Origin of the sequence: Streptomyces sp. NBC_00457 (assembly GCF_036014015.1) — a bacterium.
Lineage (GTDB): Bacteria > Actinomycetota > Actinomycetes > Streptomycetales > Streptomycetaceae > Streptomyces.
In genome coordinates this window covers 8,082,829-8,108,749 of record NZ_CP107905.1, presented here as the reverse complement: position 1 = coordinate 8,108,749, position 25,921 = coordinate 8,082,829, and the positions used below count along the sequence as shown (strand labels likewise).

Here is a 25,921-nt window from a genome sequence, read left to right as displayed (position 1 = left end):
AAGGCGGTCAGGTACTGTCTGCCGCTTTTGTCGGTCTGGTCGCATCACGCGCGTTTGAACTACCAGCCGCAAGACCAGGCACTGATTGCCGTCGTTTGCGGCTGGTGACGTGGTCTTCCCGACACCCCGACTTGCGGCGGCCCGGGATGCGGCCGTGACAGACAGAGCCGAAGGTGGCCACATGACGATCGTCGTGCTGCGCGAGCTGCGCAAAGAAATGTCACAGGACTTCGGCCCAGGCACTGCGGTCTCGTTCATCAAGGCGGTACACGCGGCGCCGGCCGACTCGGATGTCTCGGGAGACCCGGACGACCGGACGTTCTGCGGGAAGCCGACCCTGGACATGGAGCGGGTGAACTACCAGCCTTCGGGCCCGAGCGCGCCGTGGCTACCGCCCAACATGAGCGACTGGGAGTGCCGCGACTGCGCCGACGTGCTCCGGTCGTTGTAGACCCCGCCGGCCGCGCTCCCCTTACTCAAGGTCGGGGGATTGGTTGGCCGCCCGGACCCGCTCACTGATCGCCCTGTACTGCTCGAAGTGTTCGCGCCGTTCCTCCGTCGGGAAAAGCAGCGGCAGGTCGACGTCAAGGAGGAACGCGGGGCAAGGGCCGGCCTGCGGGAGCGGATCGAAGACACCGAGGAGGGTCCCGTTCTCGTTGACGAGCGGGACCCCGCAGGCGTACCGGCTGTCTCCTACGCTCCAGCCGACGGTCACGCGCATGCGCCCGAGATACCTTGCGGCGACCTGGGCAATGGCCTGGTCTATCCCAGGCAGCCGCGCGGAGTGCCAGGCCAGGGCCCCCCGGTCGGGGTCAGTGCGGGCCCTACGTTCGGCGAGCGCCGCCTCCTGTCGGGCGTAACCGCGTCGCTCGGCACGCTCCTGCTCCTCCCGCACCGCACGCTGCTGTCTTTCCTCGGCCCCCAGCTTCTTGGCTTCCGCCAGAACGCATCTGGGGTGGGCCCAAAGCCGCGCCACGGACCGGGCCACGTGCCGCTGTGGCGTGCGTGGAGTATGCGAGATGACCCGCGAGGTAAGGAGCCTGCCCACGAACTCGGTGAGCGGCATGGGACGGCTCGGGGGTCCAGTAGGCGTCGTCGAACCGGGCCATGGGTTCGACGGCGACCAGGTCGTCACCCTGCCGGGCCAACCGTACTGAGGGCACGGCGCCTAGCCAGGGGATGCGGCCGCGGTCGCTGAACCAGCAGGAACGGACTCCGTAAGAGCTCATCCGCACCGTGCGGTCGCGGATGTCGGCAATGGTGATGCTTGCCAACTGCGCCTCCAGGGCGATCCGGCGGCCGCTGGCCGTGGAGGTGAGGACGTCCGCCCGCCAACTGCCGTCTGGCCCGCTCACCTCTAGCTCGGCCATCCACCCGGCCGCGCGGGCTGCCTGGGCAAGCTCCAGTTTGAGCAGGTGGTGGGCCATGGACTCCTCCGCCAGCGTGCAGGTCGGAGCCCCCGGCGCATGGGCGAAGAATCGCAGTCCCAGGCTCGACACCTTGGCGTGCATCCCGTGGCCGCACTCCGGGCAGGCCAGCGGGGCCGGCGGCCGTACCCGGTGGACCGCTTCCCACTGCCAGCCGCAGCCAAGATCCGGCAGAGAGGCGTCCAGACGACCCCGGTCCGGGTGAACGGCAGTGAAGCTCACGGCTGCCTCCAGCCGGTACGGCCCGGCTGCGCGCTTCCCCCGGGCCGGTCACAGCATCCTCACCGGCTCCACGTCAGCGGGGAGCGGACGCGCTCCCATGAACAGCCCGGCCCGCTCCAGATCTACCAGGAGGTGCACCTCGTCGTCGTACGGCCAGCGGGCCACGGCGCCCTCCGTGAGCAGGTGCGCGAAGGTGCGGCTTGGCAGGGTGTATCCGACCTCCAGCGGTACTGAGGACGGGCGTACCTCGAACGGCGCCTGAATGGCCCCGTGGAGCACGTGCGCCCCCAGGACGGGCGTGGCCGTGCTGCGCCACGTCACGACAGGCTCTGTCCACTCCAGCAGGCCGTCACAGTCAGCCCCGTGTTGGGTCATGCTGAGGTGGGCCACGAACGGCGCCGGGAGGCCCTGGAGGCGAGCGGCGTTGCCAGTGCGGTCGGCGTCCGCTCCGGGAGACGCCCCGAGCCGGATACGGCGGCGGGCGACCCGGCCGAAGGCGAGCCTCGTCAGGACGCTCGCGAACGCGGCGACCTGGTGCGGCGGCCAGGACCCCGGTTGCGACGGCGTCTGCCCGACCATGGCGGCGAGCCAGTCAGGAAAGCGTCCCTCACGCAGCCGGGCGGCCACGGCGTGCAGGTGCTTCGCCTTGTCGGCGTCGGCCAGCATGTCGGCCAACTCATCCTCGGCGATGTCCTCATGGATGGTGCGCCCCACGGGGTCTCCTCCTGGCTGGTCTGGCGATGTCAGGTGAGGCCGGCGGTCGCGTTGTCCTCCCAGCCGTCGACCCGCTGGAAGTAGCCGTTCATGGAGCGAGAGTGCCGGGCCCATCCGCCCTGGTCGGCGATCGCCACGGCGTCCTTCCCCTTCTTGCGGGCGGTCGTGGCCAGGCCGATGCGGAGGCTGTGGCCGGTCCACGCTAGAGCGACACCCGCGCGGACGCTGATCCGCTTCACGGCCCGGGTGACGGAGTCGGGGACCATGCCGCCGGTGACGTTGCCGTGCCGGTCGACACCGACGAACGCGGGCGCGGTCGGCTCGGACCAGCGCGGCTCGGCCTCGGCGGCGAGGCGGCGCCGGTACGCCTTCCACGCCTCCACGGGGCAGACCTCCGGGTCGTCCTGATAGTTGATCTTCGCGTCACGGACGCTGTGCTTGGTCTTGCCGGTGAGCACGGATACGACCAGGCCGCGCGGCGTGAGGGCGACGTCCCCGGCGAGGAGGCCGGCGGGGTCCTGGGCGCGCGAGGCGTAGTGGAAGCCGGTCAGGATGAGCGCCTTGTCCCGGGCCCCGGCGAGGGTGTCGGGGCAGGCCCGCACCACCCGGTACATGTCCGGGACTTCGGCAGCCGCCGCCTGGCCCCGGCCGCGTCGCTCCCCGGCCTTGAGGAGTTCGACGGAGGCAGCCTCCAACGTCCCGCGGGCCTGCGCCTGGTCGTCCCTGCTCACCTCCGCGCCACGGCGGCGCAGCTCCACGACAGCCCCGGCGAGGATCGTCCCGGCCGACGACGAGGCGTAGCCCTTCCCGTTCGTCTGGCCCCGGTCCAGCATCCACATCACGAACGCCACCAGGGCACCGCGCGTGGCCTCCAGCTCAGGGAGCTGCTGCGCGGCGCAGAACCGCGTCCAGACCTTCCACGACTTCGAGTAGGTCTCCGTCGTGTTCGCTGGGCGCAGCCGCCGCTGGACCTCGTCGGCGAAGTCCTCGGCGTCGGCGAGGCGCTGGGCGACCTCCACGCCGTGGCGCTGCGCCCACTGGACGACGAGGGCGGGCCGCCCCTCGGACGCGGCCGGAACGAGAACCGCGCCGGCCTCTCCTGACAGGTGCTCGGTGGCGGTGGTCAACGGGCTTTCCTCCTGCGGTTTCTGACGTCGGATAAGGAGAGGTTATCCGACGTCAGACCGCAACGGACGACAACAGACCGAAGCGGACCGCAACATCCCCCCGGGTCGCTACGGTGGGAGCAGCCGCATGCGTCGGCCCGACTCCGAGCCGCACCCGCCCACGCCGGGACGGCGACGACGGCACGGGGCTCAGCCACTGACCTCATTGCTCGTGTCCGAAGCCGGGAAAGTCGCCCCCAAGCACGCTTCTGGCCTGCCGTGCAAAGGATTGCTTGGCGCGTATGACGTCGGTGCGAGCTTCGTCCCTGCGGGGCGAGTCCAGAGCCCACAGCTGCGTGTGGGCCCCGGCAGGATCCGCATAGAGGGCAGTGACGACCTGCAGCAGGGACCAGCAAGCCTCCGCCAGCTCGTCGGCGGCGCTGCTCACCGATTCCGGGCCTTCCAGCGACACGGCAGCGGCTGCTTCGTACAAGGCAATGACCGACTCCTCGGCCTCAGCGATTTTGTCGGCCACCGGTGCGTCTGCTGACGCAGGGGGTGTGAGCTGGCCCGTGGCCCGGAGCTTTCGATCAGCTTCGTTGGTACCGGCTGATGAACTGGCCGTAGACCTCACGTCGTGACTCGCGATGCATCACTCGGCGTTGCACGTCCCGGTCTGCTTGCTTGTCTAAGCGCTCCTGGCGCCCCTTGAGCAAGGCAAAGCCCCCCGTGAGGACCACGCCTGCCAGCGCACTGGCAGCGCTGATCAATGCGACGGACTGCTCAGCCATGGTCACATCTAAGCCGACACACCGGACGCCTTGTGGCAGTTCGTGGCTCGGGCCCGAGGACAAGAAGCCGCTACGAACCGTCCGGGGCCGGGAGCTGGACGCCCCGGGCGCGCGACACCCAGTGGATACGCTGACGCGGCGGCAGCAGGCTGTAGTCCAGCGTCCGCAGGCCTGAGCCCTCGGTCAGGTGCCAGGGCGCGACCCTCCACAGGCCCTCGTGGTCCGGAACAGGCTCGACCGGGCAGCCAGTCAGCACCAGGTCCCACCGGTCCGTGCTGCCGTTGTCGCGGTCGTCCTCCACGGTCACGCTGCCGCGCACCTGGTGAGGCAGCTCGTGGCCGGCCTGCTTCGCCGTGAAGTTCTCCGCGAGTTCCTTGATGGTGAAGTCACGCTGGAGGTAGACCTCCGGGCTCGTCTCGCCCGGCTCCAGGAGGAACACCCCGGCGGCCGTGGGCCTGTTCTCCTCGCTGGCCACCACCAGGTCGCCGCCGCACCGGACCTGCACCCGCCGGTCGCTGAGGTTCTCCAGCACCAGGACCTGCTGAAGCACGAGACGGTTGGAGCCTTCCTGCTGCGCGGGGAAGTGCCATGTGTGCCCCACTGGCCAGGTGCTGCACGGCATCCCGGTGTTGTTCCACGCCAGCGGCTCCCAGGGCGGGCGGTCAGCTTGAGGGTGACGCCCGGGGCCTGGGAGTCGAGCCGACTGCGGATCGCGTCCGCCGTCATGAGCTGGCTGACCCTGAGCGATTCGCGGGTGAGGTACGCCTGCCACCCGACGAAGCCCAGGGCGAGCGTCGTGCCGATCGAGCCGACGGCGGTCCAGAAGGTCTCTGACATGACTGAGATTCTGGCCCCCCTACCGCGGCCTCGGGGAACGGGTGGAGAGGCCTCGGAAGGCGACGCAGAGCGCCCGGTGGTCGTCCTCACAGTTGAATAGGCGAGGCCACCAGTATCAACCCCGGGACGTAGGGTCGGGGACCCGGCCGCCGCAGTCGGTGGAGGGGGTCGCGGACATCGCGGACTGACGCGGGCGGTACGGCAGCCCTCACCGCACCTGCGGTGGGGGCTGCACCTGCATGCGGACCGTGTCGTCGTACGGCACGACAAGGGTCCGGGCCGTATCGGGGTCCCAGTCCGCGGGGACCAGGAACAGGCGCGAGCCGGACTCGACGAGCAGGCGTAGGCCCGTACAACGGTAGCGGAACGCCGCCTTGCCGTCCGCGCCCGGCAGGACCGACTGCCGTACGCCGGGCGGGAGATCGTTCAGCGGCTCCTTCGTGTAGAGGACGACGGCGGGGCGGTCCGGAAGCGCCGCGGCGTCGTCGAGGGCGCGGGCCCGGCCGTACGAGGCGGCGAAGCTGTTGACGGCCCAGAAGGCGCCGGCCACGAGGAGGACGGCGACCCAGGCCAGGCCGTAGCGCAGGGTCCGGGCGAGGGCGGGCGACTCCAGCCAGTCGGCGAGCTCGCCGGGGCGGGTGCCCTCGGCGGCGGGGCGGGCCCGGTCCCAGCGGACCGCCACAACCCGCAGCACGTGCAGCCCGCAGGCCAGCAGCACGGCGCCGCCGGCCAGCGAGGCGGGGGTGGTGGCGATGGCCTCGTTGCGGGCAACGCCGGGCACCAGCAGGCCCATGACGCCGCGCAGGAGCGCCAGCAGGCCGGCGAGGGCCATGAGCACGCCTGTCCAGCCGCTGATCGCGTCGCGGCGGGGGGCGGCCATCAGCCACCGCAGGCCGGTGCGGGCGGCGACGACGAGCAGGCTGGCCAGGGCGATGAAGATCAGCGGCGGTACGAGGGCCTCGACGCCGTACAGCAGCAGGTCCTGGAGCGACAGGTCGACGAGGTCGAGGGAGACGCCGAAGGAGCGAAAGCGGGCGTTGGTTGCGACGTAGCCGAAGTAGAAGAGCAGCGCGGTCACGACCGTGGTGGGCGCGACGACGTTGGCGAGGGCGGTCAGCCGCGACCAGAGGTCGCCCAGCGGGGGGCTTCCGGCGGGGTCGGGCGTTGGCGCCGGGTCGGGTACGGGCTGAGGCTCACGGTCTGGGCCTGGATCGGGGGGCGGCCGGGTGGCCGGGTCAGGGCTTGGTACGGGGTCCGGTGCCGGGGTGGCCGGGCGGGGGGCTGGGACCGGGGTTGGGATGGGTGCGGGGTTGGAGGGGTCCGGGGTGGTTCGGCTCACGGTGTGCCCGTATCCATTGCGTCGTCCGTTCCGGTGCCCTCCGTCTGCGATCCCGTCGTCTCCGTGCCCGCGATCTCGCCCCCACCGATTTCGCCGCCACCGACCTCGCCCGTGCCGTCAGTCGTCTGGCCCTCGCTCTGCCCCTCCGTGGTCTGACCCTCGCTCGTCTGGCCCTCGCTCGTCTGCCCCTCCGTGGTCTGCCCGTCCGTGGTCTGACCCTCGCTCGTCTGTCCCTCACTCTGCCCCTCCGACGTCCCCGTCGGTTGCGAGGACATGAAGCCGTACACCCGCGTCCACATCCCCTCGCACGGTCTGACCTCGTGCGCACCACAGTCGACCACACTGACCCGTGCTCCGACGGTGGCCGTCCCCGCGTCGTGGCCGGCCTCGCGGTGCACGTAGAAGACGCAGGCCTGGCGGGGCGGGCCCTGTTTGGGCTGCAGCACGGTCGTCCCCGGCTGGCAGGGGGGAACGAGGCCCTCGATGAGGTTCAGGTCGACGCCCCAGGACCCGGGTGCAAAGATCTCGCCCCCGCAGCCGGATTCGACCGACACGCCCTCGCCGCGGACGACGCTGAAGGACTCGACCCGCAGGGGGGCCGGGGAGTTGTTGACTAGGACCCCGCAGCCGCCCTCCGGGCTGTCGAACACACCGTTGTTCTTATTCTGCGGGAACATGTCGTCCACCGTCGGTCCCGGAGGCGTCCCGCCCCCCGGCTTCCCGCCGGACGACCCCGACGTCCCGGAGGATCCCGACGACCCCGACGACCCCGACGACCCCGACGACCCCGACGTCCCGGACGACCCGCCGCTGGACCCGTCGTCCCGCTCCCCCTGCCTCGGCGAGGACCCGCCCGACGACTCGGGAACACCTCCGGACGCGTCCACAAGCGCGTACCCGCCGACCGCGAGCAGGACCGCCCCCAGCGTTCCGAACACCGCGTGCGTCAAACGCCGTTCAGCCATGGGCCCCCCTCGGCGACATACTAGGGGTCATTACCATGACAACACCCGGTATTTCCCGCAATCCCGTTATCGCATGGCGGGCGCCCGCCACGAACTCATAACTCGTCCTGGCGGGAGGTGGAGGAGCGGCACGCCGTGGCCCGCCTGGTCGACCAGCACGGCGGCTACGCCCCCGGCGCCCGGGGTCGGCTGCGCGACGGCCGCCCCGCCCTGGTGTACGCCGTGGAGTGGGGTGAGGACGGCCCGCCCGTCCTAACGCGTCCGAGAGCTGGAACCGGGCACACACGGCAATGTGGGCCGCCTGGTGGCGTCCCTGACGAGTGACCTTCTGGTCAAGGCCGCCAAACACCGGCCCCTTGGACGACTGACCGGGGACACGTTCACCCGTCGATGGGGCCCCGACCGGGCGTTGGCCGCCCCGTCTCCTGAACCTCGGCGAGGACGATCCCGCTCACCGGGTCCCGGTGGACGGGGCGGTACAGCGCCCAGTGAACGCCGTCTGCCGTGAGCCAGCCGCCGGGCCACGGCTCCGGGGACGTCGACAGCACGCGTCCGGCCAGGGGGCCGCCCAGGAATCGCACCTTCACGTCAGGACCTCCGATCGGGCGGGCACTTCCCGCCTCACCCCTTGAGGGGCGCTCGGAGCCAAGACCACAGGAAGCCTCAGCGAGATAGTGCGAACTGGGCCTAGTTCGTCCCGGCCGGGACGGTCGCGTACGTCATCGGCGGCCGCCGTACGTCAACCGGTTCACGTACGGCCCGGGCGAGGCGCCGGCGCCCGGGGCCGCAGCCGCGAGTGACGGTGGAGCGTTAGTCCGGAGTTGCGCTCTACCGCAAGTCCGGACTGCGGGTAGACCGCAACGGAACTAGATCAAGGGCAACCAGATCCACCGGAACCACTCCCGGTGGTCGCCGTTGCGGACCGTGCCGAACCGGGACGGATCGCCGGGTTGTTGCGCTACTTGCGCAGGTCCACGCGCACGGGCGCGGGTACGCGGGGCCCGGAGGTTCAACCCTCGCGTGACCCGGTTCAACCCCTCGCCCGCGCGGCGGGTGTTCTGGCGCGGCGCGTCAGGCGGCGGGTTCCTCGTCGGCGAGGTCGTCCAGGAGCGCGGCGAGCTGGTCGGCGTCGGCCTCGTTCAGGGCGTCCAGGTCCGCCCAGTCGGTTCCGGCGGCCTCCAGCTCCGCCAGGTCCTCCGGGGCGATGCCGAACCGGGCCCGTGCCCACGCGGTGAACGCCTCGTCAGGGTCCTCGGGCGGTGGGGCCGGTGCCGGGCGCTGTGGGGGCCGTGGAGCGGCTGTGCGGGCCTTGAGGTCGTCCAGGGGCGGGAGCGCGGCGAGAGCTGCCGCCAGGCCCTCCGGGTCGTTCTCCTGGTGCCATAGCGCCGTGCCGCGCTGCGCCCAGCGCCACACGGTCGACGGCGACACCCGGTAAGCGCGGGCGATGTGCCGGTACGGGAGGCCGGCGGCCGCCAGGACGGCGACCGTGCGCAGGTGTTCCCGGTCTGCCTCCTCCTGGCGCTCCATCGCGTCCAGGGCCTCGCGGGTGGGGCGGCCGTCCAGGATGGCGGCGAACACGGCCCGGGGCCGCTCGTGCTCGGGCACCAGGCGCTCGAACAGGTCGGCCGCGGCGAGGGGTGCGCGGCGGATCTCCTCGGCGACGGTGACCTTCCACGGCCAGTAGACCTCTGCGTACCAGCGCTCGCGGCGGGCCCGGCGCTCCTCGGGCGGGACGGCCGGGTCAGCCTTCGGCGGCCGGGGTGTAAAGGGGCCGGGAGTGCCCGGGAAGGGCTTCCCGGCCGCCTCTACAGGCCCGCGAAGAGGCCGCCCAGGAGGGCGCTCATGGTGGGGTCGGTTGGCTGGTCGGCCCGGTTCTGGATCTGGAGTGCCTTGTCGGCGGCCTCCATGAGCCGTCGTGCTGCGCCCGGGGCGCCGTGCCGGTCGCGTTCGATGCATCGGGCCATCTGTAGGGCGATCTCCCGGTACATCACGGCGGCGGGCACGGTGACGTCGCCCAGGGCGCGCAGCACGGCGGCGGTCATCTCGCCGTCAGGCGGTGGCGGTGTGCCGTCCTCGTCGGCCACGGCGGCGCTCAGCAGATCGGCGGCCGTCGCGGCGAGGGACGTGCGGCGGCGGGCGGCGAGTGAGGTCAGGGCCTCGTGGACGGCCGGGGAGACGCGGGTGGTCAGTGGCTTGGACGCCATGGCGTGGCCTCCGGTCGGGTCTGACGGTCGGTGTCAGGGGTGTATACGCGTGCACGGGCCGTGACCTGCGCGGATGTGTAGCGGTACAGGACGGTCAGGCCGCTCGGAGTGCAACGAATGTCAGCGTTTTGGCTACCTTTCGTAGCTCGTCGTGGGGCCAGGAGCGGGGCGGGGTCACCGGGCGCCAGCCTTTCCCGTGGGGCGGGCGGAGGGCGCGATGCGGGACCGCTCGAACTCCTCCTCCAGGCGGGCGAGGTCGGCGGCCGCGGCCTCCAGGACGTCCGGGGGGATCCATACGAACGGCTCGGACGGTGGTGGGGTGTCCTTCGGTGCGTCGTACCAGGCCGTGACGCCGTGGCGGCGGGAGACCTCCTCCAGCCACCCCGTGCGAAAGCCGGTGTCGTGCCAGGCGCGGGGCAGGGCGAGGGCGACGTACAGGGCGGAGGCGGCGCGGCACCTGGCGTTGCGGCCGCGCGGTTGGGCGTTCCAGCAGCGCGGGCACGGGTGGGCGCTCACGTGGACGTCGGAGCGCAGGTTGCCGTGCGGCGGCGGGAGGCCGGGCAGGCCGCAGAGCCAGCAGTGATTGTGCTCGGGGCGGCGGGTCCCGGCGATGCGGGCGGCGGCTGTGGACCTGGTGGCCTTCACGGGGCGGTCCTCTCTCGGGTGGCGGTGATGTGGTCGACGGCCGCGGACCAGTCGGGGACGGCGGCCGGGCGGAGGGCGTAGACGTCCGTGCTCTGCCGTTCGACGACCCCGGCCGCCATGGCTGCGGCGAGGTACCGCACCGCGTCCTCCGTGCTGAGGCAGGCGCCCCGGGCGAGGTCCTGGACGACGTCGCCGCCGTGGCGCGGGCGGACGTGCCCGATCTCGTCGGCGCGGTCGTGGAGGACGTACAGCAGCCCGAGGAACCGGGAGCGGATCAGGACGGGCGGCATGGTGGCCTCCCACTCGCGGGCGAGGAGCCCGAGGTAGGTGGCCGGGACGGGACCGGCGGACTGTCGGGGGATGAGGTCGACGGCAGGCATGGGCGCCTCCGTGCTCGTGGGTTTCGTCCGGCCCTCAACCAGCGACGTGCGAGGCGGCGCGGTGGCCGGCCTCGGGGTTGTGCAGCGCGCCCGGGCCCATAACCACGCAGGCGCGTTCGGCGACGGTCAGACGGTCGCCGTGGTGTCCCCAATTGGGGACGTCTCGGAGCGGCGGCGCTCCAGCTCGGAGCGGTGGATACGGACGCGGTGCCCGTTCGGGCCCAGGCGCTTCACGCGCATGTCCGGGTCGGCGGCGATCCAGCGGGAGACGGTGCCCACGTGGACCTGGAGGGCGGCGGCGAACTGTGCCCGGGTCAGCCACTCCGGGCCGTCGTCGGCGGTGCCCATACGGGCCTCCTTCGGTCGGTCAATGACGTACCGCAACGGACCGCAATGAAGTGCAACGGACCGAAGCAGCGGGGAAGTGTGCCACAACGCGGCGACGTGCGCAGACGCACGAAAAAGGCCCCCGGCCGCTCCCTCGCGTGGAGGGGCGGCCGGGGGCCTCGTTCTCTGGGGTCAGTTGACCAGCTCGATACCGATGGCCAGGCACCCCAGCCGTTCCTTTTCCGGCGGGTAGATGCGACGGATGTTGGCCAGTTGCTCCTCACGGGTCGCGTCGGGGTTCACCTGGGAGGGCCCTTCGGCGTCCAGGAGTTCCTCGAACGAGGCGTATTCGGCGACCCGCGTTACCCGCGTCAGGCATGACCGGTCGGTGTCCTTCACGGCGAACCGGATCAGGTCACCGGCCGTCAGGCCGTCGAACTTCGGGTACTTCACCCGGACTTCCCGGGTCTTGCGGCCGGCGGCCACGAGGTCGAAGTACTGGGGGTACAGGTTCAGCTCGATGACGCGGGCTGAGGTGGTGCGACTCATGTAGTCGGGCTCCCTACCCTTCGATCTGTGGTGCAGATCATGGCGCTTGATGCTGGCCAAGGCCCGCTTCCACTCGATCGAGTCAGAGAACTACGGAGCCGACCTGCCCACCGAACGCACCGCACAGCCTCAAAAAAAGAGATCACTGAGTGGCCGTCGGTATACCACTCCAGCGGACGTGACCTCCGGCCTTGAACCGCCCCTGTGCCCACACCACATGCAGCACAATGGTCTTCAGCCCGGAGGGGACAAAAGCATATCCGGGGCTTGAAGGCAGGCACACGGTGAGCGAGGCGGGGTAAGGCGTGCAGACAATACCGGTCGTCGGCGTGCACGGAATCGGGCAGTCGAAAACCTCCCAGCATCAGCTGACCGCCGACTGGGGCCGGGCGCTCCAGCGCGGCATCGACTCGCTGCCCGACGTAGCAGCCTGTGGGACGTCCCTCGAAGTGCCGCACTGGACGGCGCTCCTGGCGAGGGGAACGGACTGTCTTGGCCCCGAGGACGACCTCTTCGGCGAGTCCGTGCCGATGGAGCTAACGGAAGAAGAGTTCGTCGCCGAGGCCTTCGCCGACCTTGTACGGCCCGAGGACGTAGCCTTCGCCGAGACCCAACCCATGGCAACCCTGGGACTGCCCAAGCTGTGGTCACCGCGGTTGACCCGGCTGGCGATGGCCTATGACCGCCGTTATCCGGGTGGTGGCGTGCAGTTCTTCGTCCGGCGCATGCGGGAGGTGCGCTATTACCTCACCAAGCCGGCCTTAGCTGCCGAGGTGCGGGCATTCGTCCGGGACGGGTTCACGCTGGATACCGCCGTGGTCATCGGCCATTCGCTCGGCAGCGTCATCGCCTACGATCTGCTCCGCCGCAAGGAGGTCAGTGCTGCCGACACGCCCGGCTCTGCCCTGCACACGCTGGTGACCTGCGGATCGCCGTTGGGCATTCCCGCCGTGCGGCGGCTTATGGGAATCACCGACGGCACGCCCCTCCAGCTCGACTCGAACATCAGGTGGGTTAATGTCTTCGACCCCAACGACTTCATCACCGGAGGCGCAAGCCTTTCCGCCGGCGCGCGGAAGCTCACCGAAGCCCAGGTGAACAACGGCATCGGTGACCCGCACAGCGCCCTGAGGTATCTCCGCAGTGTGCCGGTTGCCCGCGCCATGACGGGCGGTCAACCGTGACACGCGCGCCAGCCCCGGATACCTTCGCCCGCCGCCTCGTCGTCATCGCGATCTCGGATTACGACGACGGATCTGCAGCCAAGCAGCAGGCGTTCAGCAAGGAAATCACCGCGCAGGTGACGACGGTGAAGGACTGGTGGGCACACCCCTCTCTCGACAACGCGCGCCGTTTCGAGCCCTCCGAAGCTAAGCAGCTCCACGATCTGCGCGATCTGCGCACCTTCCTCATAGAGGAAGACCTCGGGAATGCGGACGACGACGAAGCCCTCGTCGTCTACATCACCGGGCACGGTTTGGCCCCGACTAACTCCCCCCAGCATTTCCTTCAGTTGCGGGACACGTACGTGGAAAGGCCGTACGCCACCGCGTTCCCGACCGCCGAGATCATCACCACCGTGCTGGACTCCCACGCCACGCACGTCCTGGTGATGGTGGACTCATGCTTCTCCGGTCGGCTCGAGACCGAGCTCAAGACCATGCTGAACGGCCTACGGCAGGAGCGCCGCGCCCTCGGCTCGCTGGTCGTCCTCGTCGCCGGGAACGACCAGAGCACGCCCCGCACGAACGCCTTCGCCAACATCCTGCGAGCCGTGCGCGCACACTGCGAGGACAAGACCAACGGCTTCGCCGAGCCGCACCTCAGCTGGCAGGACTGGAAGGGCATCGTCAACGAGGTGTTCGACGAGAGCACCATGGCCGACCTCACGTACGCCTGGCCCACACCGTCGGCGAGCATGGAGAGGGCACAGGAACGGCTGAGCCCCTGCCTCCCCAACCCCGGCCACACGGGGAGCGAACCGGTGCTGAGGGCTTCCTCCCGCCAAGTCGGGTGGACACAGGCCCAGCTCGACACATTCTGGGTCTCGCGTGCCACCGGCGCCTCCGAACAGGAGAGTCCCAGCTGGTACTTCACCGGCCGCACCAAGCTGGTCAAGCGCATCCTCTCCTTCTTGACCGGCGCCGAAGGCGTACTGATCGTTACCGGGGTCGCCGGCTCCGGAAAATCCGCCCTCCTGGCCCGTACGGTGACCCTCAGCGACACCCGCTTCCGAGCCGACGAGACGTACCGCGCGCTGGTCGCCGAGATACCGGAGGAACTTCAGGTCCCGGAAGGCTCCGTGGACGCTGCCGTTCTCGCCCGCAACACCGACCCGGACGAGCTCGCCCGGGTGCTCTGCGAGGCGCTCGGCGACGCCCCGGGCCGGGCAGTCCCGTTCGGGGCCGGTGGCTACGAGAGCGGACATCTCGCTCGGCTGCGGAGCCTGGTGCAGAGCACGGCTCGGCAGCAGGGCGAGCCGCTGACCCTCGTGGTAGACGGCATTGATGAAGCCAGGAACCCGACGCGCACCATCACCGACCTTTTGCGGCCGCTGGCGGATCTGCGGATGCCAGACGAACGGCCTGCCGTCCGGCTGCTGCTCGGCATCCGCAGTAGCTCGTTCGGTACGTCGGCCCAAGGCGGCGCTCCGACCGTCCGCCCGCAGGCCCCGGACCTCCTCGACCTGCTGATCCGGGCCACTGCCGCCGGTCCCCCACTTCGTACGGACGATCCTGACGCCACGCCGGACATTGCCGCGTACGCCTTCGCGTTGCTGGAGGCACCATTCGGGGACCAGGAAGGTGGAGAGGTTCCGTCGGCGTCGCTGCTGGACCGCTACGGAGAACTGGCCGAGACAATGGCCCGGGAGGTGGCCCCTTCCTTCCTGGACGCCCGCATCGCTGCCCAGCGGCTCCGGGCACGGCGCACCCTGCCCGATCCGGAGGACCCTGAATGGCTCCAGACCCTGCGGCAGGGCACCGAAGCCCTCCTGCGGGAAGACCTCCTTGAGGTCGCCGACACACACTCCACGGCCACTGAGCAACTCATGTCCGCACTGCGCGCCACCGCATTCGCGCACGGAGCTGGCCTGCCATGGGCTGATATCTGGCCAACCGCCGTAGAGTGCCTGTCACCGTCCCCCGTCACCGACCCAGACGACGTCATCCGCAAAGTCTGGGACAGCCGCCTCTCCGGCTACCTCATCACCGCCATCGAGGACGGCAGGACGGTATACCGGCCGGTGCACGAGCGGATCAGCGAAACACTCCGGTACGCCCCGCACACCCTCGTCGGCGCCCCGAAAACAGGCGGGCGGGAGAGACTCTCGGACGAGGAGATCACGGCTACTCACCGGTCACTGGTCGAGGCGTTCGAGCGGCTGATTCCCCGCGCGAGCCACCATCAGGCACCGCACCCCTATCTGCGGCGCCACCTAGTGGCCCACTCCACAGCCGCCAAGGCCCTCGACGGCGGTCACGTTCCGACGCACTTCCTGCCCTGGGAGACCAGCGGCACCGTACGGGGCGCTCTCGGGCTCCCTTCGAACCCGACGTCCCGGACGCTGCACTTGGCCTCCTGGGCACGTATCGAGCCGTTCCTCGCCGATGCCCTGCACTCGGCACGCGCCGACAGCCTGGCCCTGGCCGCCTTCGGAATGGCCAGCGACTACGACGGCATCGCATTCAGCGCGCAGGACGTGACGGTGGACGAAGCGGGGCCGACCACCCGCAGCGAGCACGATGAGGCACCTACACAGCCGCGTCTCGCCCCGCAGTGGAACGAATTGCGGCTGGCCGGAAACCTGCTGGGTCGCTCCCATGCGCCAGTCTCCTCCCTCGTGTCCTTCACTCTGCCCGACGGCACCCTCCTCGTGGCGGCCGGAGACACCAGTGGCGAGGTCCGCCTGTGGGACCCGCTCTCCGGCACCGACTTCGGGCTGCCCGTACGCCGCGCTCCATACGCACGTGCCCTGGCTGTGCTGGCTGGCCACCAGGGAGAACCCCTCCTTGCGGTCGGCTGCAACAACGGCGCGTGGCTCTACGATCCGCAGAGCGGCCGGATCGACCACCTCCCCGTTTCGGTCCCTGTGCACGCCCTGGCCGTCTTCGCCACAGCGGGCGGCAGTGCCCGGCTGGCGCTGGGCACCACCGAGGGCCTAGTGATCTGCGATCCTCTCGTCCGGCAGGTGCTTTCCAGAACACCCCGGGCAACCATGTGGGGCGATTCGGTCAAGGCCCTTGCGGCGCTGCGGCTGCCCACCGGCCAGCCCCTGCTCGCCGTCGGCGGAGAGGGCAGCACGGTCGAGATTCTCGATGCCGAGTCGCTCCGGCCGGTCATTCAGGTCGCGGGCCAAGGACGAGGGGTCTCGGCGCTCGCCCTGTACCTCGACCCTGACGGCAGGCCGCGGATGGCCGCGGCTTCACGGTCCACGGGGTCCGTGCGCAACTACGACGCGTGGACAGGCGAGGAGACCGCACCTGTCATCCGCGAGTCTGCCGTGGCCATCTGCTTGTACCCCGTCGGCCCCGATCCCCGCAGAGGAATGCTGCTTGCTCTAGGCCCCAGCCGGGGCGGGCCTGTACGCCTCTGGGATCCAGAAACTGGGGCGGCGGTGAGCGAGTTCGCAGCCGACCACGACAAGAGGGTCAAGGGCCTGGCCATCCTCGACACGGGAGGGAGGCCACCGCTGCTGGTGTCCGGATCCGACGATCACACCGTGCGGATCTGGGACCCTTCCGCCCCCGCATCACTCCGAGCTACACGCTGGGAAGAGCCGAGTGACGGTTCACTCCTGGCCCCGCTGCCCGCGCCGGGAGGGGCGACCCGCCTTCTGAGACCGATCTCCATTCGCTTCCTCAACGTCACCGCAGCCGCCACCGGAGAAGTACTGCAGCAGTTCAGTCTGCCCGAAGAGGTGGCCCCCGAGGGGCTGACCGCTATCACCAGCCACCTGTGGCCCAATGGGTCGGTATCAGTGATTGCGGGCACGTTCCGTGGCGACATCTTCCGTTGGGACCAGGAAAACGGCTGGTTTCGCATGCATGATCCGATCGAGGCGATGGAGCGGCTCATGCCGATACATAGGCTGACCCGGACACGTGCCCTGGCCACGTTCCGGGCAGATGGCACGGACCAGGTGTTCCTGGCCAGCGGTACCAGTTCAGGCACCGTGACCTTCCACGACTTGGACACCCGCGAGCCGTGGTCTGTCATCCATGAAAGAGGAGCGGTCCGCGCCCTGGCGGCTCTGCCACACCCGGATGGCGTGATGGTGGCCTTCTCAGCCGCTGCCGCCGTACGGTTCTGCCGTCCCGAGCAGCCATCCGCACCACTGCTCCCTCGGCGTATCGGCGTCGTCGGTTGCCTGACTACATGGACGGCGGAGGACGGTTCTATCCTCCTCGCCACCGGAGGCTCCGACGGCACCGTCCGCCTCTGGTCCCCGGAGGCACCGAGGCGGGAGGCGTACCCCGTACTGCACGGCCATCAGGGCCCGGTCACCGCCATTACTAGCTTCCAAGCTTCACCCACCGCACCATGCCTACTTGCCACGGCAGGCCAACAGGACACCACCGTGCGCGTGTGGGATCCCCGCACGGGCGATGAGCTGGCGCGTGTCGTCACTGGCGCTGCTCTGACGTCGCTCTGCGCCCTGCCCACCGAGGGCGATCCGCAGCTCTCGGATCCGCTGCTCGCCTTCGGCGGACCGGCGGGCGCGGGTGCGATTTCGGTCAAGCTGTGAGCCAAGCAGGGGCAACTCGTAATACGTAGGGCGCGAGTACGGGCCCTACAAGCAGGTCTGTTGATTGAGCCAAGGGGGCACCACTACTACTGAGAGGGCATCTCGTGTGGATGCAGCCGCACCTGGCGCTCGTCACTGCGCACGTACCACTCGACCGGATTGCCGCACTCGTGGCAGGACGCGGTCTGGCCGCAGCGCAGCAGCCGGCTGACCCCCGTCGGGTCGACCCGCAAGGACCTGCGGGGTGGGTGCTCGCGGGGCTGCCGTTTGGGTGACGACGACCATGGTCGTGCCGGTGGTGGCGAGAACTCCCGCCAGGCGACTACTTTGACGTGCGGCCGTTGACGCGGATGAGATCCGAGTCGGGGAGCGATGAGCCGCTCAGCTCTGGTGAAGGGGCACACGCGAGCGAACAGACCGTCGGGGATCCTTTCTCAGAAGCTCCTGGAAGTGAGCCCCGTCGGCATGCAGGGCCATGTACTGACGTACCAGTGCGTTCCGGTCTCGGGCGAGAACCTCCCCAGTGACGGGGTCGGCATTCTTGGCCTCGCACCACAGGCCTGCCGCCAGAAGGCGGATCAGGTGATCCGAGTGGCTGGCCAGCAGTGCTGGTTCCAAGTGCACTTCTTGGCGCTGCAGTTGGAAGAGGGCGCGAACAACTGTCTGCCTGTCCCCGTCATGGGTTTGCAGGAGGTCGCCGTGGCCTCACAGCCTGCTTCGCTGCTCCACGGGGGCAAGCTCATGCAGGGACTTCCGGCAACTTGCGACGAAGGCAGCGATGTTACGTTCGGTGCGCTTCCAGTCCTTGAGGGCGGAGATGCCGAGCCCTTGATCGACGCTGTGTGTTCCTTCGAACGCTTCTACCGCGCCGACAGTTCCTGCTCCCCGCGCCCGTGGCGCTGGGGCGGGTCTCGGCCCTTCCATCGTCCAGTCCCTGGTCACACCGCCCACCATGGACGGGTCGAAATGACCACCGGTCCGGGACAAGGGGCGGCCTTCCGCATAGTGCTGCCGCCGGTCACGGATGCGCGTCCGACGCGAACCCGCCCAGCGGCACAGCACGTCGATGCCCAACAGACAGACCGTGGCGGGGAGATACTGCCGGCCCGCTCGTGGCGCCAGGTGAAATTGTGCGTTGCGTCCGCCGTGTCGTCGCTCATGTTCGGGCCCTGCCCGTACTGGGCCTCAGCCAGTGCCCCGACGGCCTCGTTGGAGGGGTCTTCTACCGAGTTTGCTACCGGCCCGCCGCCTGGCCATTGCACTCCCAGCGACGCCTCGGACCAGGCCAGATAGCGAAACGCTGCCGGAGTACTAGTTAGATTGGTGCGTAGCCGGATGCGACGCCCGTCAGTCATGCCTCACCCTCGCTTCTAACGACCTCGTGCACGGTTGGCAGTGGCCCGGCGCCCAGGTTGCTCGTTGCACTGATCATGGTAAGGGCTGGGGCGCGTGAGTTGATCGTGGCGGAGTACCGGATCACCGGGCTGTCGCCGGATGTGATCGCTGAACTCATCGCCGAGGTAGGGCCGTTGTGGCACGAGCAGCATCACGCTCGGCTCACGGCTCGGCCGCGGCGGCGGGCGGTGGGAGCCGGGGCGAAGTACAGGTTCGTCTTCGTCGACCGGCTGCTGGCCACGCTGGTGAATCTGCGCCACGGCACCACTCATGACGTGCTGGCCTGCTGGTTCGGCGTGGACCGCTCCACCATCACCCGCGCCATCGGCGAGGTGCGGCCCCTGCTGGCGCAACGAGGCTGCACGTCGCACCGGGCATCCGGCTGCGCTCCCTCACCGAGGTCATCGAGCACCTGGGCACCGACGGTCGAACCGGGATCATCGACGGCACGGAGATCCGCGTGCGGCGCCCGGCCGCAGGCCGCAAGGACCGGGACAAGTTCGTCTCCGGCAAGACCAAGCAGAACGCCGTGAAGTCCATGGTCCTCACGGACGCCGAGGGACGCGTGCTGTTCTGCAGCCCGGTCCGGCCCGGCAGCTGCGCCGACATCACCCAGGCCCGACAGCTCGGACTGGTCAAGCTCCTGGCCGACGGCCCCTTCATGGAGATCCTTGCGGACGCCGGCTATCAAGGCATGGGCGCGCAGACCGGCGGACGGGTGGTGACACCGCCCCACCGCAAGTTCAAGAAGAACGCTCCCGCCTGGTACGAGGAGCGATACGAACTGCAGCGCAAGGCACACTCCTCACGCCGCATCCGCGTCGAGCACGGCATCGCACACCTGAAGAACTGGCGGTCTCTGGCCCGCCACCTCGGCCGCCGCGACACATGAGCGACATCGTCCAAGCCGTCGCCGGACTACTCTCACACCAGCAGACCGCCACCCGCTCCCGCGGTCGTCGAGCGTGAACACCGCCAGCGCATAGACCTCGACGTGGCGCGGCCAACCGTGCACGAGGTCGTTAGGTCGGGCGTCTCGCCAGTGGCGAGGGTGGCCAGGGCCTGGGAGATGTTGATGCCGGTGGCCCGCTCGACGAGGAGTGGTATGAGGTCCCCCGCCGGCCGACGGTTGACCTCGATCACGCGGGGACCGCTCGCCGTCAGCCGCAGCTCGACGTGAAGCACCCCCAGCTCAGGCCCAGAGCCCGGACCGCGGCGGCCACGACCCCTTCAACAGGCCGCTCGACCTACTCGGCATCGCCTAATGGGAGCTGTTGGGTCGTAGAGACTCGATGCCGTAGCCGCCAGTAGGTGAGCACTTTCGTCGCCGGAAGCATTCGACTTCTGAGGTCAGACCGTGCCCCTGCTGGTCGGCCGGGAGGCCAGACCGTTGATGGGGTGGCGTGCCCGCCGGGCAGTGGGGCGTGAGCACTGGATCCATTAGGCCACGTGCCGTGCCTTCCGCAGGCTGCAAGGAGCGAAGCACCTGACCAGGAGGACGAGTTGCTGCTGATCGGCGACGACTGGGCCGAAGACCACCATGACGTCGAGGTCCAGGACGAGGCAGGCCACAAACTCGCCGCGGCGAGACTGCCCGAAGGTGTGGAGGGGATCGGGAAGCTGCACGAGCTCCTCGCGAAGCACGGTGGCGGGGACCTGGATGCCGCCGAAGTGGTGGTCGGGATCGAGACCGACCGCGGCTCCTGGGTACAGGCCCTGATCGCCTCCGGCTACCAGGTCTATGCCATCAACCCGCGGCAGGTCGCCCGGTTCAAGGAACGCTATGCCTCCTCCGGCGCCAAGAGCGACAGGGGAGACGCGCACGCGCTGGCCGACATGGTCCGCATCGACCGGGCCCAGTTGCGGCCGGTGGCCGGGGACAGCGAGCAGGCGCAGGCCGTCAAGGTTGTCGCCCGCGCCCACCAGACCTTGATCTGGGAACGCACCCGCACCTTCCAGCGGCTGCGCAGCACGCTGCGCGAGTACTTCCCCGCCGCCCTGGCTGCCTACGCGGACCTCACGTTGAACAGCACGGACGCCTTGGAACTGTTGATCAAGGCGCCCACCCCGCAGACCGGGGCGAAGCTGACCCGCACGCAGATCCATGCCGTCCTGGCCCGTGCCCGCCGGCACAACCGGGACGCGAAAGCGGCCACGATCCAGGCCGCGCTGCGCGAACGCCAGCTGGGCCTGCCCGAGCCGGTCACGGCCGCCTACGCGGCCACCGTCATCGCTCACGCCCGGCTGCTGATCGCCCTGAACGAGCAGATAGCCGACCTGGAAGGGCAGGTGAAGGCCCATTTTCTGAAGCACCCGGACGCTGAGATCTACCTCTCGATGCCCGGCATCGCGCACGTCACCGGCGCCCGGGTGCTCGCCGAGTTCGGAGACGACTCCACCCGATACGCATCCGCGAAGGCGCGCAAGAACTACGCCGGCACCAGCCCTATCACCCGGGCCTCCGGCAAGAGCCACACCGTCCAGGCCCGCTACGTCCGCAACAACCGGCTCGCCGATGCGCTGCAGACCCAGGCGTTCTCCGCCCTGCGGGCCTCGCCCGGTGCCCGCCGCTACTACGACAAGCAACGAGCCCGCGAGGCCGGCTACAACCCGGCCCTGCGGCAGCTCGGCAACCGTCTCGTCGGCATCCTCCACGGATGCCTCAAGACCCGAACCCTCTACGACGAAGCGACCGCCTGGTCGCACCACGCCTACACCCCTGCCGCTTGACATCAAACGACATGGGGTGTCTGACCTGCACGATCACCCGCAAACAGGACTTTGAAACGACCCTGCCTCATGCCTCCCGCCTCGGACACGAGAAGATACCGAGGGTGAAGCAGTACCTGCGTGTACTGCTTCGCCCGCAAGACCCACAGCTATCTGGACCTCGACACCGGCCTCGGCTTCGACTCGCAGATCGTCGTCAAGGTGAACGCCCCGGACCTGCTGCGCCGCCAGCTCGGCTCACGGCGCTGGCTCGGCGAGTACATCGCGATGGGCACGAACGTCGACTGCGACCAGCGAGCGGAGGGCCGCTACCGGCTGATGCCGGGCATCCTCGGCGCCCTGCGCGACCACGCGAACCCCTTCTCGATCCTCACGAAGGGCACGCTGATCCTGCGCGACCTGGACCTCCTGGTGCAGGCCTCCCAGGTCACCGACGTCGGCATCTCCGCCTCCGTCGGCTTCACCGACCCCGCGCTGTGGCGCACGGTGGAACCCGGCACGCCCTCCCCGGAGCGGCGCCTGGACGCCGTACGGACACTGACCGAGCACGGCATCGACGTCGGGGTCCTGATGGCACCGGTGATCCCCTTCCTGAGCGACCACCCGGCCCAACTGCGGGCCACTGTAAGGGCGATAGCGGCCTCCGGGGCCAGCTCGGTGACTCCCCTGGTGCTGTATCTGCGGCCCGGCGCCCGAGAGTGGTTCATGGCCTGGCTCGGACACCACCACCCGCATCTGATGCGCCGTTACGAGCGGCTGTACGCGGAGGGCTCGTACGCACCGAAGTGGTACCAGCGCCGGATCACCCGTCAGGTCCACGACCTGGCGCAGGAGTACGGCATCCGTCCCGCGCGCGGGCATGCCCCGCCGGATTCCCGAGCCGGCGCAGCCGGTCGACGAGCCGGTGAGCGAGCCGACGCAGCTCTCGCTGATCTGAGAGGGCGTTGGCTCGGGGGTCGTCCATCTGTCGGTCGACACCGCGCTTCAGGTCGCGGGGGTCCTCGTTGATACGGGCGTACAGAAACGCCACGGTGCGGGCGGGGGCAAGGTTGGCGGTCACATTTGCTGTGTTACCCGGAGACCTTTGGTGTGTTACCCGGTGATCTTTGCTGTTCCCGGGCGGCGTGGGCAACACCCGCAAGGACCCGAAGGCGTTCGCCAGCCTGATCCACGACGTCGAGACGAAGATCTTCGCCGCCCTCCCGGACGAGACCTGGGTCTACCCGGGGCACGGCAACGACACGTCCCTGGGCGCGGAGCGACCGCATCTGCCGGAGTGGCACGCGCGGGGGTGGTGAGGGCAGACGCGGAGGGCGCGCGCACCCCGTGTGAACCTTTCACACGCGCCGGAGCCCTGCGCACGCTCCCGGCGTACGTGGTTGCGCAGTCAACTGGAAGTAGCCCCGCGCAGGATGACGGCTCCTGCGTGGCACGGGCCGCCGGCCCTTCGATCCCCGCCCTCGGCCGGCGGCCCCGGCGTATGCCTCGGACGGGGCGTCGCGCTCGTGGAAGCGGGGCGGCGGTAAGGGGCCCGCGCCTGGGCGACGGGACTTACGCCTCGGTCTGTGCCGCGCCGACGAGCGCGGCGACCCGCTCCACGCCGAACACATACCCCTGGACCCCGCAGCCCGCGATGACCCCGTTCGCGCGCAGCGAGACATACGAGTGGTGCCGGAACGACTCGCGCTGGTGGATGTTGGAGATGTGGACCTCCAACACCGGCATGCCGTCACAGGTGTTGAGTGCGTCCAGAATCGCCACCGACGTGTGCGAGTAGGCGCCGGGGTTGATCACGATGCCGCAGTGGTTCAGCCGCGCCTCATGGATCCAGTCGACCAACTCACCCTCGTGGTTGGACTGCCGGAAGTCCACCGTGCCGCCGTGCGCTGCCGCCGCCTTGGCGCACATCGCCTCGACGTCGGCGAGTGTGTCGGAGCCGTAGATCTCCGGCTGGCGCTGGCCGAGCAGGTTCAGGTTGGGGCCGTTGAGGATCATGATCGGGGCGTTGGCCAGGGTGCGGGGCACGGTTCCTCCGGTCCGTCACGGGTGGGGCGATCCGTCGAGGACCGCTGCTCGGACCCGGTTTATCACGGTGCGCCGACAGCGCGACCGGCTCTACCCTCCCTGGGATGACGATCTCGTACCCACCCAAGCCGTCGCCGGGTGACCGTATCGCCGTGATCTCGCCGTCCGCCGGGCTCGCCGGGCTCTTCCCGCGCCCCTACGAACTGGGCGTGGAGCGGCTGCGCAAGGAGTTCAGCCTTGTACCGGTCGAGTATCCGGCGACCCGGACGATGGGCTCGACGCCCCAGGAGCGCGCCGACGACATCCACGCGGCCTTCTCCGACCCCGACATCAAGGCGGTCATCGCCTCGATCGGCGGCGACGACCAGATCACCGTGCTGCCGTTGCTGGACCGGGAGTTGATCCGGGCGAATCCGAAGCCGTTCTTCGGGATGAGCGACAACACCAACCTGCTCGCGTATCTGCACAACACGGGGATCGTCGGCTATCACGGCGCGTCCGTGATGGTGGAGCTGGGCCGTCCCGGCGCCATGCACCCGCAGACCGCCGACTCCCTGCGGGCAGCGCTGTTCACCTCGGGCGAGTACGAACTGCGGCCCGCCGAGCACTGGCGGGACATCGACCGCGACTGGGCCGATCCGGCGACCTTCGACGCTCAGCCGGAGACCCGGCCGGGCACCGGATGGACCTGGCGGAACGCCGACCAGGTGGTCGAGGGCCGCAGTTGGGGCGGCTGCCTGGAGATCCTCGGCTGGCTGCTGATGGCCGACCGGGAGATCTCGCACGACCTCACGGAGTACGACGGCGGAGTGCTGCTGCTGGAGACCTCGGAGGACTTGCCGAGCAGCGACGAGGTCTTCCGCACCCTGCGGAACATGGGCGAGCGCGGGCTGCTCCAGCGGTTCGACGCGCTCCTGATGGGCCGTCCCAAGACGTGGTCCTTCGCGCACCCCAACAGCCCGGAGGAGAGCGCGCGTTATGCGGCCGGGCAGCGCGAGGCGGTGGTGCGGGCGCTGGAGGCGTACGCCCCCGGCCTTCCGGTGGTCTTCGATGTGGACTTCGGACACACCGATCCGCAACTCGTCATTCCGTACGGCGGCACGATCCGCGTCGACGGCCCGGCCCGGCGCATCACAGTGACGTACTGAGGCACGTCCCGCGCTCCTGCGCGCTCCCGTAACCGTTGATCACCGTGGGTAGTTGACGCGGCATGCACGATGTACGCACCGTAAGGGCACCCTCCATGCTGCGGCTCGCGACCGCCTCGCTCGCGGGGACGGCCATCGAGTTCTACGACTTCTTCGTCTACGGGACCGCGGCGGCGCTGGTCCTGGGTCCACTGTTCTTCCCGACGTTCTCACCGGTGGCGGGGACGCTGGCCGCGTTCGGCACGTTCGGCGTGGGCTTCGTCGCCCGGCCGCTCGGCTCGGTGCTGTTCGGGCACATCGGGGACCGGCACGGCAGACGTCCGGTCCTTGTCGCGTCGCTGCTCCTCACCGGCGCTTCCACCGTCGCGGTGGGCTGCGTGCCGACGTACGACACGATCGGTGTGGCCGCTCCCGTGCTGCTCCTCGTCCTGCGGTTTCTGCAGGGCCTCGGGCTCGGCGGGGAGTGGGGCGGGGCCGTGCTGCTGACGGCGGAGCACGCGCCCGCCGAACGGCGCGGGCTGTGGTCGAGCTTTCCGCAGGTCGGGCCGGCGCTGGGGTTCCTGCTCGCCAATGGCGTGATGCTGGCGCTGTCGGCGACCCTGACCGACGCGCAGTTCGCGACCTGGGGATGGCGGGTGCCGTTCTGGGCGGCCGGAGTGCTCGCCGTGGCGGGCCTTTGGCTGCGGTCCTCCCTCACCGAGAGCCCCAGCTTCCTGGAAATCGACGACCACGCGCGCGTGCCGCTCGCGGAGGTGGTGCGCGACCACTGGAGGCTCGTCCTGCTGACCGCCGGTGCGCTCGCGGTGGGGTACGCGATCTTCTACGCCGTGACGACCTGGTCGCTCGCCTATGCGACGGAGCGGCTCGGGGTGAGCCGTACCGTCATGCTGACCTGCATCATGGCCGCCGTGGTGGTGAAGGGAGCCCTCACGCCGGTGGCGGCGCTGCTGGGCGACCGCTGCGGCCGGCGGCCCCTGTGCCTTGCGGGGTGCGCTGCCGCCGCCCTGTGGATGTTCCCGATGGTCGCGCTGCTCGCCACGGGGGCACCGCTGCTGATGTTCCTCGGCTTCCTGGGGGCGATGCTGGCGTTCATCACGATGTTCGCCGTGATCGCCGCGTATCTGCCGGAGCTGTACGAACCGCGGGTGCGTTGCACCGGCGCCGCGGTGGGCTACAACCTCGGCGGGGTCCTGGGCGGCGCGCTGACGCCGATCGTGGCGACCGCGCTGGCCGAGCAGAGCGGCCGTGTGCCGTGGGGCGTGGCCGCGTATCTGACGGGGATCGCGCTACTCAGCCTGGGGTGCTTCGCGCTGCTGCCGGAGACGCGCCCGGTGCGGGTGGTGGCGGCGAAGGCTGCTGCGGGATGACGGA

27 protein-coding genes and 3 pseudogenes are annotated in these 25,921 nt (G+C 69.9%); 11 read left to right on the top strand and 19 right to left on the bottom strand.

Translation table 11 applies throughout. The features are described from left to right. Window positions 1-181: 181 nt before the first annotated feature. Window positions 182-451, top strand: coding sequence for a hypothetical protein (locus tag OG828_RS37040; protein WP_328503639.1), 270 nt, complete (start codon window positions 182-184; stop codon window positions 449-451). Window positions 452-472: 21 nt separating this feature from the next. Here OG828_RS37040 and OG828_RS37035 read toward each other — a convergent pair whose 3' ends face one another. Then, window positions 473-976 carry a hypothetical protein gene (locus tag OG828_RS37035; protein ID WP_328503638.1) on the bottom strand — a complete coding sequence of 168 codons (504 nt, stop codon included), beginning with the start codon at window positions 974-976 and terminating at the stop codon, window positions 473-475. A 43-nt stretch (window positions 977-1,019) separates the two neighbouring features. On the opposite strand from OG828_RS37035, the gene OG828_RS37030 reads away from it, so the two are divergent. After that, window positions 1,020-1,157, top strand: coding sequence for a hypothetical protein (locus OG828_RS37030; protein WP_328503637.1), 138 nt, complete (start codon window positions 1,020-1,022; stop codon window positions 1,155-1,157). A 42-nt stretch (window positions 1,158-1,199) separates the two neighbouring features. On the opposite strand, the pseudogene OG828_RS49680 reads toward OG828_RS37030, so the two are convergent. The 15 genes and pseudogenes from OG828_RS49680 to OG828_RS36960 form a co-directional block, all read right to left on the bottom strand. Beyond that, window positions 1,200-1,427: pseudogene (locus OG828_RS49680) on the bottom strand (competence protein CoiA family protein); the annotation flags it as partial. A gap of 270 nt (window positions 1,428-1,697) precedes the next feature. Next, the gene (locus tag OG828_RS37025) at window positions 1,698-2,363 is read right to left on the bottom strand and encodes a hypothetical protein (RefSeq protein WP_328503636.1); all 666 of its coding nucleotides are present in this window, start codon (window positions 2,361-2,363) and stop codon (window positions 1,698-1,700) included. 29 nt (window positions 2,364-2,392) lie between these two features. After that, on the bottom strand, window positions 2,393-3,490 hold the full coding sequence (locus OG828_RS37020; protein WP_328503635.1) for a tyrosine-type recombinase/integrase: 1,098 nt from the start codon (window positions 3,488-3,490) through the stop codon (window positions 2,393-2,395). Between the two features lie 202 nt (window positions 3,491-3,692). Then, window positions 3,693-4,004: a hypothetical protein gene (locus OG828_RS37015; RefSeq protein ID WP_328503634.1), complete on the bottom strand. Its 312-nt coding sequence runs from the start codon at window positions 4,002-4,004 to the stop codon at window positions 3,693-3,695. A gap of 55 nt (window positions 4,005-4,059) precedes the next feature. Then, window positions 4,060-4,260: a hypothetical protein gene (locus OG828_RS37010; protein ID WP_328503633.1), complete on the bottom strand. Its 201-nt coding sequence runs from the start codon at window positions 4,258-4,260 to the stop codon at window positions 4,060-4,062. 70 nt (window positions 4,261-4,330) lie between these two features. Next, the gene (locus tag OG828_RS37005; protein WP_328503632.1) at window positions 4,331-4,861 is read right to left on the bottom strand and encodes a hypothetical protein; all 531 of its coding nucleotides are present in this window, start codon (window positions 4,859-4,861) and stop codon (window positions 4,331-4,333) included. Window positions 4,862-5,305: 444 nt separating this feature from the next. Beyond that, a complete protein-coding gene (locus OG828_RS37000) occupies window positions 5,306-6,436 on the bottom strand; it encodes a hypothetical protein (protein WP_328503631.1) in 1,131 nt (376 codons plus the stop codon). Then, entirely contained in the window at window positions 6,433-7,113 is a 681-nt protein-coding gene (locus OG828_RS36995; protein WP_328503630.1) for a hypothetical protein, read from the bottom strand. The genes OG828_RS37000 and OG828_RS36995 overlap by 4 nt, the downstream gene beginning before the upstream one ends. Window positions 7,114-7,781: 668 nt before the next feature. After that, the gene (locus tag OG828_RS36990) at window positions 7,782-7,988 is read right to left on the bottom strand and encodes a hypothetical protein (RefSeq protein WP_328503629.1); all 207 of its coding nucleotides are present in this window, start codon (window positions 7,986-7,988) and stop codon (window positions 7,782-7,784) included. 484 nt (window positions 7,989-8,472) lie between these two features. Then, on the bottom strand, window positions 8,473-9,006 hold the full coding sequence (locus tag OG828_RS36985) for a helix-turn-helix domain-containing protein (protein WP_328503628.1): 534 nt from the start codon (window positions 9,004-9,006) through the stop codon (window positions 8,473-8,475). Window positions 9,007-9,206: 200 nt separating this feature from the next. Further along, a complete protein-coding gene (locus OG828_RS36980; RefSeq protein WP_328503627.1) occupies window positions 9,207-9,605 on the bottom strand; it encodes a hypothetical protein in 399 nt (132 codons plus the stop codon). 174 nt (window positions 9,606-9,779) lie between these two features. Further along, window positions 9,780-10,250, bottom strand: a complete 471-nt coding sequence (locus OG828_RS36975; protein WP_328503626.1) for a hypothetical protein — start codon at window positions 10,248-10,250, stop codon at window positions 9,780-9,782. Then, window positions 10,247-10,630: a hypothetical protein gene (locus OG828_RS36970; protein WP_328503625.1), complete on the bottom strand. Its 384-nt coding sequence runs from the start codon at window positions 10,628-10,630 to the stop codon at window positions 10,247-10,249. The genes OG828_RS36975 and OG828_RS36970 overlap by 4 nt, the downstream gene beginning before the upstream one ends. A gap of 126 nt (window positions 10,631-10,756) precedes the next feature. Next, window positions 10,757-10,978 (bottom strand): helix-turn-helix domain-containing protein, encoded by a 222-nt coding sequence (locus OG828_RS36965; RefSeq protein WP_328503624.1) that lies wholly within the window; start codon window positions 10,976-10,978, stop codon window positions 10,757-10,759. 171 nt (window positions 10,979-11,149) lie between these two features. Beyond that, the gene (locus OG828_RS36960; protein WP_328503623.1) at window positions 11,150-11,506 is read right to left on the bottom strand and encodes an ASCH domain-containing protein; all 357 of its coding nucleotides are present in this window, start codon (window positions 11,504-11,506) and stop codon (window positions 11,150-11,152) included. A gap of 329 nt (window positions 11,507-11,835) precedes the next feature. On the opposite strand from OG828_RS36960, the gene OG828_RS36955 reads away from it, so the two are divergent. After that, complete coding sequence (locus tag OG828_RS36955) at window positions 11,836-12,690, top strand: hypothetical protein (protein WP_328503622.1); 855 nt, start codon at window positions 11,836-11,838, stop codon at window positions 12,688-12,690. Next, entirely contained in the window at window positions 12,687-17,252 is a 4,566-nt protein-coding gene (locus OG828_RS36950) for an NACHT and WD repeat domain-containing protein (protein ID WP_328503621.1), read from the top strand. The genes OG828_RS36955 and OG828_RS36950 overlap by 4 nt, the downstream gene beginning before the upstream one ends. 86 nt (window positions 17,253-17,338) lie before the next feature. Here OG828_RS36950 and OG828_RS36945 read toward each other — a convergent pair whose 3' ends face one another. Beyond that, the gene (locus OG828_RS36945) at window positions 17,339-17,656 is read right to left on the bottom strand and encodes a DUF6083 domain-containing protein (protein ID WP_328503620.1); all 318 of its coding nucleotides are present in this window, start codon (window positions 17,654-17,656) and stop codon (window positions 17,339-17,341) included. Window positions 17,657-18,682: 1,026 nt separating this feature from the next. Here OG828_RS36945 and OG828_RS36940 point away from each other — a divergent pair. Both OG828_RS36940 and OG828_RS36935 read left to right on the top strand, forming a co-directional pair. Then, on the top strand, window positions 18,683-19,180 hold the full coding sequence (locus OG828_RS36940) for a helix-turn-helix domain-containing protein (protein ID WP_328503619.1): 498 nt from the start codon (window positions 18,683-18,685) through the stop codon (window positions 19,178-19,180). Beyond that, window positions 19,108-19,539, top strand: a complete 432-nt coding sequence (locus tag OG828_RS36935; RefSeq protein WP_328503618.1) for a transposase family protein — start codon at window positions 19,108-19,110, stop codon at window positions 19,537-19,539. The genes OG828_RS36940 and OG828_RS36935 overlap by 73 nt, the downstream gene beginning before the upstream one ends. Window positions 19,540-19,571: 32 nt before the next feature. Here OG828_RS36935 and OG828_RS36930 read toward each other — a convergent pair whose 3' ends face one another. Beyond that, window positions 19,572-19,832, bottom strand: coding sequence for a hypothetical protein (locus OG828_RS36930; RefSeq protein ID WP_328503617.1), 261 nt, complete (start codon window positions 19,830-19,832; stop codon window positions 19,572-19,574). A 318-nt stretch (window positions 19,833-20,150) separates the two neighbouring features. Between OG828_RS36930 and OG828_RS36925 the strand changes: the two genes are divergently transcribed. From OG828_RS36925 to OG828_RS36915, 3 genes and pseudogenes are all read left to right on the top strand, one after another. Then, window positions 20,151-21,377, top strand: a complete 1,227-nt coding sequence (locus tag OG828_RS36925; RefSeq protein WP_328503616.1) for an IS110 family transposase — start codon at window positions 20,151-20,153, stop codon at window positions 21,375-21,377. Window positions 21,378-21,485: 108 nt separating this feature from the next. Next, window positions 21,486-22,314, top strand: a pseudogene (locus OG828_RS36920) (radical SAM protein); the annotation flags it as partial. 172 nt (window positions 22,315-22,486) lie between these two features. Then, a pseudogene (locus tag OG828_RS36915) lies at window positions 22,487-22,675 on the top strand (MBL fold metallo-hydrolase); the annotation flags it as partial. A gap of 253 nt (window positions 22,676-22,928) precedes the next feature. Here OG828_RS36915 and aroQ read toward each other — a convergent pair. Further along, a complete protein-coding gene (gene aroQ / locus OG828_RS36910) occupies window positions 22,929-23,402 on the bottom strand; it encodes a type II 3-dehydroquinate dehydratase (protein WP_210575842.1) in 474 nt (157 codons plus the stop codon). A gap of 104 nt (window positions 23,403-23,506) precedes the next feature. Between aroQ and OG828_RS36905 the strand changes: the two genes are divergently transcribed. Both OG828_RS36905 and OG828_RS36900 read left to right on the top strand, forming a co-directional pair. Then, window positions 23,507-24,550, top strand: coding sequence for a S66 family peptidase (locus OG828_RS36905; protein WP_328503615.1), 1,044 nt, complete (start codon window positions 23,507-23,509; stop codon window positions 24,548-24,550). A 62-nt stretch (window positions 24,551-24,612) separates the two neighbouring features. Continuing rightward, window positions 24,613-25,917: an MFS transporter gene (locus tag OG828_RS36900; protein WP_328503614.1), complete on the top strand. Its 1,305-nt coding sequence runs from the start codon at window positions 24,613-24,615 to the stop codon at window positions 25,915-25,917. The last annotated feature ends 4 nt before the right edge of the window (window positions 25,918-25,921 follow it).

What these genes read in the sequence shown, in the direction of transcription:
- OG828_RS36905 (WP_328503615.1), top strand. Translation starts at nt 23,507, where the DNA reads ATGACGATCTCGTACCCACCCAAGCCGTCGCCGGGTGACCGTATCGCC.
- OG828_RS36995 (WP_328503630.1), bottom strand. Translation starts at nt 7,113, where the DNA reads ATGTTCCCGCAGAATAAGAACAACGGTGTGTTCGACAGCCCGGAGGGC.
- OG828_RS36970 (WP_328503625.1), bottom strand. Translation starts at nt 10,630, where the DNA reads ATGCCTGCCGTCGACCTCATCCCCCGACAGTCCGCCGGTCCCGTCCCG.
- OG828_RS36900 (WP_328503614.1), top strand. Translation starts at nt 24,613, where the DNA reads ATGCACGATGTACGCACCGTAAGGGCACCCTCCATGCTGCGGCTCGCG.
- OG828_RS36940 (WP_328503619.1), top strand. Translation starts at nt 18,683, where the DNA reads ATGGTAAGGGCTGGGGCGCGTGAGTTGATCGTGGCGGAGTACCGGATC.
- OG828_RS37010 (WP_328503633.1), bottom strand. Translation starts at nt 4,260, where the DNA reads ATGGCTGAGCAGTCCGTCGCATTGATCAGCGCTGCCAGTGCGCTGGCA.
- OG828_RS36960 (WP_328503623.1), bottom strand. Translation starts at nt 11,506, where the DNA reads ATGAGTCGCACCACCTCAGCCCGCGTCATCGAGCTGAACCTGTACCCC.
- OG828_RS36980 (WP_328503627.1), bottom strand. Translation starts at nt 9,605, where the DNA reads ATGGCGTCCAAGCCACTGACCACCCGCGTCTCCCCGGCCGTCCACGAG.
- OG828_RS36965 (WP_328503624.1), bottom strand. Translation starts at nt 10,978, where the DNA reads ATGGGCACCGCCGACGACGGCCCGGAGTGGCTGACCCGGGCACAGTTC.
- OG828_RS37030 (WP_328503637.1), top strand. Translation starts at nt 1,020, where the DNA reads ATGACCCGCGAGGTAAGGAGCCTGCCCACGAACTCGGTGAGCGGCATG.
- OG828_RS37040 (WP_328503639.1), top strand. Translation starts at nt 182, where the DNA reads ATGACGATCGTCGTGCTGCGCGAGCTGCGCAAAGAAATGTCACAGGAC.